Annotated in this window: 7 protein-coding genes; 2 read left to right on the top strand and 5 right to left on the bottom strand. The window is 35.1% G+C overall.

Annotated features, from left to right (window positions below; genetic code table 11):
• Positions 1-74 precede the first annotated feature (74 nt).
• A complete protein-coding gene (locus PVV57_RS07440) occupies positions 75-560 on the top strand; it encodes a peroxiredoxin (RefSeq protein WP_273718350.1) in 486 nt (161 codons plus the stop codon).
• A 364-nt stretch (positions 561-924) separates the two neighbouring features.
• Here PVV57_RS07440 and prfB read toward each other — a convergent pair.
• The 3 genes from prfB to PVV57_RS07425 form a co-directional block, all read right to left on the bottom strand.
• Positions 925-2,053 (bottom strand): peptide chain release factor 2 gene (gene prfB / locus PVV57_RS07435; RefSeq protein ID WP_273718348.1). Its coding sequence is split into 2 segments (ribosomal slippage): positions 925-1,983 and positions 1,985-2,053, totalling 1,128 coding nucleotides; the frame shifts between segments, so codons are not numbered across the junction.
• Positions 2,054-2,223: 170 nt separating this feature from the next.
• Entirely contained in the window at positions 2,224-4,689 is a 2,466-nt protein-coding gene (locus tag PVV57_RS07430; RefSeq protein ID WP_273783739.1) for a penicillin-binding protein 1A, read from the bottom strand.
• Positions 4,690-4,857: 168 nt separating this feature from the next.
• The gene (locus PVV57_RS07425) at positions 4,858-6,087 is read right to left on the bottom strand and encodes an N-acetylmuramoyl-L-alanine amidase (RefSeq protein ID WP_273783737.1); all 1,230 of its coding nucleotides are present in this window, start codon (positions 6,085-6,087) and stop codon (positions 4,858-4,860) included.
• Positions 6,088-6,699: 612 nt separating this feature from the next.
• Here PVV57_RS07425 and PVV57_RS07420 point away from each other — a divergent pair.
• Entirely contained in the window at positions 6,700-9,324 is a 2,625-nt protein-coding gene (locus PVV57_RS07420) for an Rne/Rng family ribonuclease (protein ID WP_273783736.1), read from the top strand.
• An 88-nt stretch (positions 9,325-9,412) separates the two neighbouring features.
• On the opposite strand, the gene PVV57_RS07415 is transcribed toward PVV57_RS07420, so the two are convergent.
• Positions 9,413-10,024: an invasion associated locus B family protein gene (locus PVV57_RS07415; protein WP_273718327.1), complete on the bottom strand. Its 612-nt coding sequence runs from the start codon at positions 10,022-10,024 to the stop codon at positions 9,413-9,415.
• Positions 10,025-12,163: 2,139 nt separating this feature from the next.
• Complete coding sequence (locus PVV57_RS07410) at positions 12,164-13,003, bottom strand: hypothetical protein (RefSeq protein WP_273718325.1); 840 nt, start codon at positions 13,001-13,003, stop codon at positions 12,164-12,166.
• Positions 13,004-13,175 lie beyond the last annotated feature (172 nt).

Raw genomic sequence — 13,175 nt, 5'->3', positions numbered from 1 at the left:
CTAGAGAGTTGAAACTTTATTCCTTCTCTGTATGCTGGTAATTGATCTTTTCACTCAAAAAGAAAGATAAAAAAATGACAAAATCAATGAAAGGTACTCTTGCTCCTGATTTTAATTTGCCACGCGATGGAGGAGAAACAATCTGTCTTTCTGACTTTAGAGGCAAACCTGTTGTTTTATATTTTTATCCCAAAGATGATACGAGTGGATGCACAAGTGAAGCTCTTGATTTCACACAATTAAAGACGAAATTCGATGAAATCGGTGTTGCTGTTATAGGAATCTCTCCAGATAATGTAAAAAAACACGATAAATTTAAATTAAAACACGGACTTGATGTCATTTTGGTTTCTGATGAAGAAAAAACAACCCTTCAAGCTTATGGTGTTTGGGTGGAAAAAAGCATGTATGGACGCAAATATATGGGTGTCGAGCGGAGCACTTTTTTAATTGATGCAAATGGAATGATAGAAAGAGAATGGCGCAAAGTGAGCGTATCTAGACATGCTGAAAATGTTTTAGCTGCTGCAACACTTTTACAGTGTAATGATGGCATATGAACTAGAGGTGTACTATACTTTTAAAAGCAATAGCCTGCCTCCCCAATTGATTTTATTTTTCCAAGGGATTCAATTTTTGCAATATGTCCGTTTATAAGGATAACTAATTATTTATCCTTAAAATTAATCCTCCGAATATCGTAATTTTTTCTCCTTTTGGAGCCTTCTTATCTTGAATTAATCAGAAAATTTACTTGCGTCCATCATAAGCAGGATTGGCTTGTGAGAAGATGCTGTTGAAAAAAGGAACAAGAAAATATCTCTTTGAATCTTTTACGTATCAAGGACTATCGATACATCACAACATCAATAAAACAAACAGTTTAAGAAATAAATCGACACGGTTTGAAGGAGGGATATATCATTAACGAATATCTTCAATTTCTTTGTCTTTTCCATAAATACGTTGAGAAAGTGCTGCCTCTATAAATGCATCTAAGTTCCCATTAAGAACGGATTGTGGATCAGTATTTTCAATCCCTGTACGTAAGTCTTTTACAAGTTGATAAGGTTGAAGAACATAAGATCTAATTTGATGTCCCCATCCGATTTCTGTTTTAGAAGATTCAACAGCATTGGTTTCTTCTTCTCTTTTTTTGAGCTCTTCTTCATAAAGACGGGCCCGTAACATAGACCAAGCCGTGGCGCGATTTTTATGCTGAGAACGCTCAGTTTGACACTGAACAACAATCCCCGTTTTTATATGTGTGATGCGAACGGCAGAATCTGTCGTATTAACATGTTGTCCTCCTGCTCCCGATGCACGATAGGTATCAATACGCACATCTGCCTCTGACACATCAACTTCAATATTGTCATCAATAACCGGATAAACCCAAATGCTTGCAAAAGAGGTATGGCGCTTTGCATTCGAATCAAATGGGGAAATTCGTACCAAGCGATGAACGCCTGATTCTGTTTTTAACAATCCATAAGCATTATGCCCTTTTACAAGAATCGTGGCTGACTTTATTCCTGCTTCTTCCCCATCATGAATTTCTAATAGCTCAACTTTCATTTCATGCTGTTCAGCCCAGCGCATATACATACGCAAGAGCATAGAAGCCCAATCTTGGCTTTCTGTTCCCCCTGCCCCAGCATGAACTTCTAAATAGGTATCATTGGGATCCGCCTCCCCTGAAAGAAGCACATCAATTTGCCTTTTATCGATCTCATTTTTAAGATTACGTATTGAATTTTCTGCATCAGCGATAATTTCAACATCACTTTCTTCTTCACCCATCGCGATGAGCTCAATGCATTCTTCAAGTGTTTTTGTAAATGATAAAAGACCATTGATTGAATCATCAAGACGTTGACGCTCCCGCATCATATCCTGTGCTTGTTGCGCATCATCCCATAATGATGGATCTTCCGCTCTTTGATTAAGATATTCGAGACGTTTTAGTGATTGATCCCAGTCAAAGATGCCCCCTTAGCAATTGAATTGCCTTCTGGATTTCATCAACTAATGTTTCTATTTCTGCTCGCATAATTTAACACCGTATTTTTCTATACTCTTTCTCGTTATGTCTCTTAGCATTTTATACAAACTTAATAGCCTCTATCAGAAAATGGAACAAGTTCATCATTCTATTTACAGGACAAACACTATAAAAAAATAGATAAAAACCAAGACTCATGGCAAAGAAGATTTTATCGATTAATACAGCCCACCTGTCCCACTTTCAAGGGCTTTATTGACTTGTGGAGAAGTGGTTACTGCAGGGACACCTTCTTGAAAAGAATTCGTTCCCCCAATGACTTGATATATATCCGCAGGACCAGTCCCTGGTTTAAATGCTTCTATAATGACATCTGGATCTCCTCTTTCCGCAAGCATTCCTGTTTTCCGATTAATTGGCATTAAAATCATACCCTTTGGCATCTTAAAGGGAACATCTGGTTTCCCCTTCAGAGCTGCTTCCATAAATTCACCAAAAATAGGTGCTGCCAATGAACTTCCCGTACCATTATATCCCAGCGATGCTGGTTGATCGTACCCAACAAAAACACCAACGACGAGATCAGGAGTAAATCCCATAAACCAGACATCTTTAGAATCATTGGTGGTTCCTGTTTTAGCGGCAATATGTCGATTGAGATAACGTAAACGCGCAGCTGTACCGCGTTGAACAACCCCTTCCATCATTGATGTAATTTGATAAGCCGTCATAGGATCAAGAACTTGATCTCTCTCATCAATCAATGTGGGTTCTCTTTGATTGTTCCATGAATGCGTATTACAATTTTCACAAATACGATCATCATGACGATAAATTGTCTTCCCATAACGATCTTGAATTCGGTCTATCAGAGAAGGTTTAATAGAGCGTCCCCCATTGGCAATAACGGAATAAGCTGTAACCATCCGTAACACTGTTGTTTCAGCAGCTCCTAAAGCCATTGGAAGATAAGGCTGCAATTTATCGACCACACCAAAACGTTCTGCATATTCAGCGACAAGAGGCATTCCCATATCATTGGCAAGCCGTACTGTCATAAGATTACGAGAATGCTCAATGCCATAACGCAGTGTTGAAGGTCCTGCAAAGGTACCACCATAATTTTTGGGTTGCCAAACTTCTCCATTATATTGACGAACTTCGATGGGACCATCTAAGATAAGCGTTGCTGGTGTATATCCAATGTCAAGCGCTGCTGCATAGACAATAGGCTTAAAAGAAGAGCCCGGTTGACGATAAGCTTGGGTTGCACGATTAAATTCAGATGCAGCAAAAGAAAAACCTCCCACCATCGCAAGAACCCGCCCTGTATGAGGTTCCATAGCAACGATGGCCCCTTCAACCTTGGGTATTTGCTGTAAACGATAAGTGTTGTTTGTATTGGATAGTTTTTCAACAAAAATGACATCCCCCACTTGCAGAACATGAGACAAGCTCTGAACAGTTCTTCGATAACCATTTTCTTTCACAACATGGAGTGCCCATTTTGAATCAGCTTCAGATAAAACAGCAATTTCGCGTTTTTTTGAGAGTAGCCCCGAAGCTTCACGCTCTGGCTGTAAACCAATCTCTACTTTATTGGGATTTGCAGAAAGAACAACAGCTAAACGCCATTCAGGAACATCACTTAACCCTGTGATATTCGCAAGTTCTATCCCCCAATCATCTTTCTTATCAATATGTGCATAAGCTCCGCGCCATCCTTGTGCATGATCAAATTTAATTAATCCATTGTGTAAAGCCCGTCGAGCAAGAATTTGCAAATGCGGATCAAGTGTTGTACGAATTGAAAGACCACCTTCATAAAGTGTTTTAGCCCCATAGCGATGCATTAAACGACGACGCACTTCTTCAGTAAAGTAATCAGCCGCAAAAACATAGCTATCGCTCCCGCGCATTGTCGCTCCTAAAGGCTTAGCTTTCGCTTTTTCACCTTGTGCACGCGTTACATACCCATTTGCAACCATCCGATCTATAACCCAATTGCGCCGATCAATAGCACGCTGTGTATTCTTAAATGGATCATAATTTGCTGGTCCTTTTGGAAGAGCCGCCAAATAAGCACATTGTTCTAGCGTCAAATCATTGACGGATTTATTGAAATAGGTCAAAGAAGCAGCGGCTACACCATAAGTACCACGCCCCAAATAAATTTCATTGAGATAAAGCTCTAGGATATGATCTTTTGAGTAAGTCTTCTCAATACGCATTGCTAAAATAGCTTCCTTAAATTTACGCTCTAACGTTGTTTCTGAACTTAAAAGGAAGTTTTTAGCGACTTGTTGCGTTATAGTTGATGCACCTTCTGGACGTCTTCCAGCACCAATATTACGAATATTATTGATCAAAGCGCGAGAAAGCCCTTCGGGATCTAAACCAAAATGATGATAAAAGTTTTTATCTTCAGCCGAAATAAAAGCATCTTTAACAAGCTTTGGGATTGATTGAATCGGCAAATAGAGGCGATGTTTTGTTGCAAACTCTGCCATAAGACGACCATCAGAAGCATGGACACGGGTCATTACCGGTGGCTCATAAAGTGAAAGAACTTCATAATCAGGAAGTGCATTTGCTCGACCACTGCTTATAACACCCCATGTTATTGCACCACAAAGTCCAGTAGCAACAAAAAAACGAAGAAGATATCTTAAAAAAATCATCATAAAAACGGCTATCGCTTTCTTAAGAATTGATCAAAGAAAAAATATGTTACTTCAATCACACCACGTGGATATCACCACAAGATTGAGATAAAGAAAAATTGTTTTCTATCTTTTATTTATACTAGGATACATAAAAACCCATATTGATTACTCTATTTTCTTACAAATTTAAAGAGGCTGTACCATTTTCTGCCTATAATCAGCAAATTGACGAATAGAATGAGCAATAGAGATTGCCATTTGTTTTCTCCAATGAGGGTCGTTTAATAACTTTTCATCCTCTTTATTTGATAAATAACCTATCTCTATCAAGACAGAGGGTATATCTGAAGCTCTTAAAACTTGAAAATTAGCATAGCGATGAGGGTTATTGATCAAGTTTATATGGCTCTTTGATAAACTTGAAATAACACTATTTGCAAAATTAACCGAAAATGTATGCGTTTCACGTCGTGTAAGATCCATCAAAATATCTGTAACTTCAAGCGTTTCATCTGCAGGCAAACCATCAAGTAAATCAACTTTATTTTCACTTTCAGCTAAAGATTTCGCAATGGCATCAGAGGCTTTATCTGATATGGTATACACTGTGGCACCACGAAGAGAATGTACATCAATCGTATCCGCGTGAATGGATATAAAAAGATCAGCTTCAAACTCTTGCGCTTTTTTAACTCTTTCACTTAATCTTAAAAAAATATTAGAATCACGCGTTAAGGCAACGCTAATATGAGGATCTTTTTGTAATTCATCTCGCAGTGCCCGCGCAAAATCTAAAGTTACATCTTTTTCTAAAATTCCAGTAACCCCCCGTGCACCCCCATCAATACCACCATGACCAGGATCAAGAACAACACGAAAATTTTGTGCCGAAATCAACGGTGCTTTTGTATCAAAATTGGTCCTTTGCTGGCTCTTTAATATCTTATCAAATTTTTCTTGTGTACTTTTACGAATATCAACCAGCAATTGCCATAAACCATTGTCTAATTTTTTTACGATACTTTTTTCAACAACAAAAGCTGTTTTGCTTGTCAAAACAATGCGTGAAGTCTGTATGTCAGAGAATGCATAACGCACATCTGAGAGCATAACGGACAATGTATTCTGTTTTTTTAAAGGTGTATTTTGCATTGAAAAGTCAATGGTAGGTAAATTGATAATCAAACGTGCGGGCCTATCCAAAACCTGCAAACGAACATTTGGTTTTGAATTGAAAACCGCAATTATACGCGTATGAGCACTATCACCAATGGTTCGAAAACTAATAAGTTTCAAAGGATCCGCGGCTTGAACACTGGTTTGGCATACCAAAAAAAATAATAATAAGCATGTGAATTGCACAATAACATCCCAATAGGCTATTTTCAGCTTTTGGGTAAAAAAAATTCTTATCATAAGCCCTCTTATCATAAGCAAAGTACTCTACACGACATTTGTAATAATTTATCTTGGTTATATAAAAACGATACACCAATTTATTCTCTATTTTTCAATAAATGTTAATCCCTTCCATTATAAATACTCAAAAACGAAATTAAGGTAATAAAAATATTATCATGATACATGATTTACATTGTTACTTGCCAAACGCATGATATCAACATAAAAGAATATTGGTGCTTCCTAACTGATAATAGATCTAATTATCTGTAACTCATAGTAAGTTGTCTTTATAAAGGGGCTGTTGCATATTATGCGTTGAGACTTTGTTATGGATGAAAAATTTCTATGTTATAAACTAGGATTGCATTACTTAAGATTCGTTGGTTCGGATATCCGAACTGTTTTAAAGATTATTCTACCAGAGACTTTTAAGAAATATGAGTCATAAAAAACGGATGGAGATAATGATGAGAAATGGTGTAAATGCAGTCATGCATCTACACGTGATGTTTCGTCCTGTTTTTCTGGTACTTCCCTTTTATGGCAGACAGCCCTTTACATCTACGAATAATTACACCGTTCGTTTGAATAAAATTGTGCATGTCGCCTGCAGGATATTAACTTATGTCAAACAAAATGCTTATAGATGCCTCCCATCCGGAGGAAACACGTGTTGTTGTTATTCACGGAAACAAAATCGAAGAACTTGATTTTGAATCAGAACATAAAAAACAGCTCAAGGGGAATATTTATCTTGCACGTATTACGCGTGTAGAACCATCTCTCCAAGCAGCTTTTGTTGAATATGGCGGAAACCGACATGGTTTTTTAACATTTTCTGAAATTCATCCTGACTATTATCAAATTCCTATTGCTGATCGCCTTGCTCTTCTTGAAGAAGAGGAAGCAGCAGCTGTAGGGGAAAATCCAGCAGATGTTTTCCCGGAAGAAACAACTAAAAATAAAAAACGCTCCAGAAGAACAAAAAAAAATGCGAAAAACAATGTCATAGCAGCCGATGTTGAAAATGATAACACCTCCGAAACCGTAACTATTGATCATACAGAGGAAATATTAAATGCCGATGTTTCTTACGATGAGATCGAAATGGTTGGTGCTGAAGACATCCGTGAAGAACTCCCAACCTATCAAAGAAAACAAGGACGCCAGTATAAAATTCAAGAAGTGATTAAACGACGTCAAATTTTGTTGGTGCAAGTCATCAAAGAAGAACGTGGTAATAAAGGTGCCGCCCTTACAACATATCTCTCTCTAGCAGGTCGTTATTCTGTTCTCATGCCCAACACAGCACGCGGTGGTGGTATTTCACGAAAAATCACGAATGTGCAAGACCGTAAGCGTCTTAAAGAAATCGTAAAAGAATTGGCCGTTCCAAAGGGTATGGGCGTTATCTTACGAACCGCTGGCGCCAATAGAACAAAAGCTGAAATTAAACGCGATTATGAATATCTTATGCGATTATGGGATACTATTCGCACTTTGACACTTGAGTCAACGGCACCATGCCTTGTTCATGAAGAAAGCAATCTCATAAAACGTTCTATACGAGATCTTTATAATAAAAACATTAGTGAAATTCTTGTCTCCGGAGACCAAGGATATCGTGAAGCAAAAGACTTTATGCGTATGCTTATGCCAAGTCATGCAAAAGTCGTACAACCTTATCGGGATCCTACACCTATTTTTGCAAGAAATAATATTGAAATTCAGCTTGATAAAATGTTGCAACCACAGGTTTCTTTAAAATCTGGTGGTTATCTTGTTATTAATCAAACAGAAGCACTTGTTGCTATTGATGTAAATTCTGGACGCTCTACGAGAGAATTCTCTGTCGAAAAGACAGCCTTACAAACTAACCTTGAAGCTGCAGAAGAAGTAGCGCGTCAATTACGCTTACGTGACCTTGCTGGTTTAATCGTGATTGATTTTATTGATATGCTTGAAGAACGCAATGTGCGACTGGTCGAAAAAAAATTAAAAGACTGTTTAAAAAGTGATCGTGCTCGTATTCAAGTTGGTCATATTTCACACTTCGGCCTTTTAGAAATGAGCCGTCAACGTATTCGTATATCAGTTTTAGAAAGTACAACACAGCCCTGCCCTCATTGTGCAGGAACAGGAAGTATACGTTCTGAATCATCAATTGCTTTATATGTCATGCGCTCAATTGAAGAATATCTTCTTCATAATTCGCAATATAATATTATTGTGCGCACACCCGTAGCAACAGCGCTTTATGTGTTAAATCATAAACGCAATATTCTTGTTAATTTAGAGGCACGCTTTAAACTTAATATTAGTATTGAAGCAGATGATAGTATTGGAACGCAACATCTTGTTATTTCTAAAGGCACAATAGCAGAAAGCATTTCTCAATCTTCATTAGAAGATGACAATAAGCTTGAAGATTTTGTTTTCATAAAAAGCGAATCTATTGAAAATCCACCTCCCATTGAAACAAATCAAAAGCGTCGACGCAAAAATCGTCACGATGAAATGACTGATCATTCTCTCTCCACTGTTCATAAAAAAGAAGATACGTTGAGCGATGATTCTTATCGTCGAGGACGCCGTCGAGGACGTCGTGGTGGTCGACGCAATCAAGATAATAGTTTTCATCAGATTCGCGTTCCTTACGCAGAACCGGTAGGGGATTTTGCTAAGCAGGCTTTAGAAGAAATTAAAGCAGCGCACCGCAAACGTCGTGTTCCATCTGCTAAATCTTCTAAACTTGAAGAAATAAAAAGTGATACACAAGCTCTCGATATACGACAGCAAGATGAAGCGACAAAAGTTGATACAAATGTTAAACCTAAAAAACGTAAAACACGTTCTTCAAAGGCAGTAGAAAATAATCTTTCTCTAGAGAATAATCAAAATGTCGCAGAACAAAAATCTCTTGAAGAAAAGCCTACAAGCAGTTCAGTCCGTAAAATTAAAACAAAAAAAGCAGAGAAATCTGTTCATGAGGGTGAGGATAAAACCCCTGAAAACACTAAGAAATCAACACGTAGAACACGTAAAAATTCATCCTCTAAAGAAACAACAGAAATACAAAAAACATTAGAAAAAGAAACTGATATGAAGATGGAGAAAGCTGTCGAACCTTCTCCTTCCAAAATTGAAGAAACAATTAACCAACCTGTTGTTCTTTCATCAACACCTCATGATTCTCCTAAAACTGCGCGTATTGGTTGGTGGAAACGCAGAACTCTTTCAAAAAATTAACAATAAAAAGAGACCGCCACAAAAAATTGTGGCGGTCTAAATAAACAATTATAGAAAAAGTTTGAACCAATTCTATGACCTATGTGTATTATTTTTGTTTTGCTTTTTCTTGCTCAGCCCGCATACGCTCTTCAATTTCTTTTTGATTTGATTGAATAGCTTGCTGCAGCTTTATTTGTTCTTGTTGGAAATCTTTTTCTTCCATACCAGGACCGGTATATGCCGTTGTAAATCCATTAAGAGAAAATTCAATAGGATTAGCTGAACCACGGAAATTAACAGTGGTTACAACCATTTTTGTACCACTTTTCATAGCTGCAATAAGCTTATCATCTAAAACATCATTGGCAATACAACTTGGTCCATTACAAATGATATAAGGAATTTTTTTAGAGAAGCCATCACCTATTTGAATGTGAACACCTTCTGGCAAAAAACGACCTGTAGGCACTTGAATACCTATACGCTTTTCATTTTGCTTCCCTTTTATTTCAACAAGATTAAAAGCCGTTAAAGGTTGTCCCGTATTCGATAATACAGTATTCATTGTATTACAAATATCAACATCATGCTGCTTACTGCAAACTTTGTACCAACCTTGCGACAAAGTCTGCGCATTTGCAGAAATACCAGCTACAAGAAAAAGGGCAGCTGCTCCAACTAATACCGAAACAGCAGAATAAAAATTTTTATGCGACATGATTAAGTTAATCCTTTCAACGCGCTTTTAAGTAATTTTAAAAAATATTAAGTATAGTTCCAATTTAAATTTTATTAAATTATAATGAAATAAAACTTAATTTTATTATTTTTACTTCAATATAAAAAAAATCAAATTTAGAGAAAAAACTACGATGATCTATGTAAACTTTTATATACCCATATAGCTTTCCCCTCTTTATCACACAGAAATTTGATGCAATTTACCCACAAAACACCTCCGTGCATTTGCGCTAAGATTACACAAACGAATCAATATTGCAATATCAATTAAAATAAACTCCTATACTATTCTAAAAATCTTACGAATTTAAAACTTTTTACACTTATTACTCTTTATCTTAGGCACTAAGGCTTTAGCAACAAATATTGCAATTCGTGAAGTTTCAAAATATTAGATAAAGTTTATATTTTTATATGTCCCTAGTATAAATGAAAAGGACAAAGTTAATCTATAAGGACATTTGATGAATTAAATCCATTCCTAATCTGCAGCTTTTTAAAAATTGTAAAGGAATTTTTTCTGTAGACAATTTTCTATCCTTGTTTATGAAACAATAATCGTACGCTTTTATCATAAAACTGCTTTCGTAATAAAACCTTCGTATTTTATAGATCCTGGTTGAAAAAGTTGAGTTTTAAAATAAGCTATTAAGGAATTACTTTTTTCTTAATTTAACGATACTTTTCCTTAGACAGACAACTTATAACTGTTGAAAATATTTTTATAATAAACTCTCTTTAAAAGAGAATAATATATTAATTTATAAAAATAATTTAGCATTTTTTATATTAAAGATTATGCATTGCCTCACGTTTTTGTTTATCGCATTGCCTTTAATGGGTCCCCCTCATGAATAACAGAGCACCATTGTATTATTCACGCGCTTTTTTAAGACACATCTCTCAAGGTACCTAAACCCATTTCGCGATGGCGCTTTTGAATGATATAATGATAAAGTTATTGAGTCCCCCCCATTTTTACGCTTATGAAGGATCAAGCTGGTACTATCGCATACTTTGCCAGCTTTCAATGTTGTGCGTAACAGCCCTTGGCACTCGAAACGGTTCATAAGAAGCATTTTTATTCCTTTCTTAGACAATTTTTGTCCACACGGCTCCTTTCCCCTTGTAATGTGCAAGCCAATAGCTTTGATTAATTCAACGTAAATAAATTTGGAATGAGATAAGCTTACATTATACTCTCATTCAATGTGAAAACAATGAATTATTATAAATCAATAGCTTAGATAAATTCTAATAGCGTAAACCTCTCTTGTATTGAAACAATAAAATCTATTCGCTTGCACATTATAAGCGGTGTTGATTGTATAAAATACAAACTGTTGAAAAGAAATAAGAATACCCCTTATGGAATCATCTCACGTGTCCAATGCTGTTGTACAACATTGAGGAATAACAATTGTAATGATGGTACCACTTTATATTTTTATTAAACAAAAATGATGATAATAGATCTTATACACTTCATGGGAAATTTTATGTTGTACTATTCATAGGCCCCTCATGAAATAAGCTTAAGTGTACTGAGAAATATAAGCATCCGTGTTGAAATAAGAACTGTCAATGATAAACAAACCAAAAGCATTTTATGTTTGAACACGATATAATTATAGCAAAATTTAAAAACTTTTTTTCTTCATAAAATGGATAAATAAACTATCAAGATTTTATTTTTCAAATTTTAAAGATATAAATGGTTAATGACTTAAACTTTAACGTAAAATGAATTCAACATATCACTCTGTTCCCCTCTATAAAATAACCAGAGCTATGAAATAGCTCTCTTATTATTAATTAATAAATTTTGTGATATGAAATGAATACATTATAAAATGATTAAATTGTATCTTATGTGATAAGAATAATAATATATTAGATATGAAAACTTATTTATATAATAAGAAAATAAAAATTTAAAAAATATATATAAATAAACTAGTTATTATAAATATTTTCTATTGTTTAGTTTGTTAACTTAATTTTTTACTGTATTTACCTGAAGTAATTATTCATAAAGCTTATAAAATATACTGTGATAAAAAAATAAATATTTTTCTGTTTTGAACAGATTACTAAAAAAATAGAAGAATACTCTCTAATTGAACCACTCTTCAAAACGAGAACGCATACGATTCATAACATTCTTTCTCTTGTCTGGAAGTATTATATTATGTACTTCTTTAATGGTTCTACAAAGCATAGGTGTATTTTTTATAAGCCAACCATCTCCTGTAATACTATCTTTTACATCGTCAAAGGTTTGTTTTTCATAACTATAAGAACTATCTGTTAGTAATTCTTTAATATCCATGACCAAACTTGGACTTATTGAATTAATTGCGTCTTTTGCCCAACCAAAATCTTTATCTTTCCAATCAAAATCTTTGCGCAAAACAGCACCTATATCACTCTGCAATATATCCGCTAAAGTTTTGCAATTAATAATAAATATGAGATAGTTTTTCATTATCTCATCATCACCTCCACTCTCCTCATTCATTCTCCATTCATTAAACATATGAGTTTTTTTCAGATAATCCTTCGCTTTAATCAGCTTTTCTTCATACTCCCCTAGTTCGTACTCTCTCGCTATATGTATCCTAGAGATAAATTTTTGTTTTTTTTCAAATAGATCCTGTAATTTCGAACCCAAATTATAATATTCATCCTTCAGATTTTTCAGTTCTTTTAAAAACTTGTTCTGCGCCTGCAAACGCTTATAGTACTCTGATTTAGAAATATTTTTTTCCCAAATATTTAAATGAGAAATACTTTCTTCAATCAATTGTATCTTATCTTTAATATTTTTTCTTTTGTTTTTAAAACGTTGGTATTGTTCTTCAGAAGAGAACTCAGCATAAGAGTTTTGTACGCTATATATTAAAGGAAGTAACACAAAAACTATCGTCAACAACCTTTGTAATGAAGAAAGCATGTTATCTTGACCTAAATTTTTAGAGAATTTACAAAAAACACCTATTGTAGCTTGCCAGTAGGTTTTGTATAATTTGCCACTAGGTTTTGTAGCAATTTATTTTTTCTCAAAGAGTTTTAAAGTGGTTCTCAAAGGATCTTCAAAGACCTTTCAAAGATCATTTAAAGCCTCT

The sequence above is a fragment of the Bartonella sp. AU15XJBT genome, assembly GCF_028618615.1.
GTDB lineage: Bacteria > Pseudomonadota > Alphaproteobacteria > Rhizobiales > Rhizobiaceae > Bartonella.
The sequence above is the reverse complement of the archived record's forward strand: the minus strand, read 5'-3'. Positions and strand labels throughout refer to the sequence as shown.

What these genes read in the sequence shown, in the direction of transcription:
- PVV57_RS07420 (WP_273783736.1), top strand. Translation starts at nt 6,700, where the DNA reads ATGTCAAACAAAATGCTTATAGATGCCTCCCATCCGGAGGAAACACGT.
- PVV57_RS07425 (WP_273783737.1), bottom strand. Translation starts at nt 6,087, where the DNA reads ATGATAAGAATTTTTTTTACCCAAAAGCTGAAAATAGCCTATTGGGAT.
- PVV57_RS07430 (WP_273783739.1), bottom strand. Translation starts at nt 4,689, where the DNA reads ATGATGATTTTTTTAAGATATCTTCTTCGTTTTTTTGTTGCTACTGGA.
- PVV57_RS07440 (WP_273718350.1), top strand. Translation starts at nt 75, where the DNA reads ATGACAAAATCAATGAAAGGTACTCTTGCTCCTGATTTTAATTTGCCA.
- PVV57_RS07415 (WP_273718327.1), bottom strand. Translation starts at nt 10,024, where the DNA reads ATGTCGCATAAAAATTTTTATTCTGCTGTTTCGGTATTAGTTGGAGCA.
- PVV57_RS07410 (WP_273718325.1), bottom strand. Translation starts at nt 13,003, where the DNA reads ATGCTTTCTTCATTACAAAGGTTGTTGACGATAGTTTTTGTGTTACTT.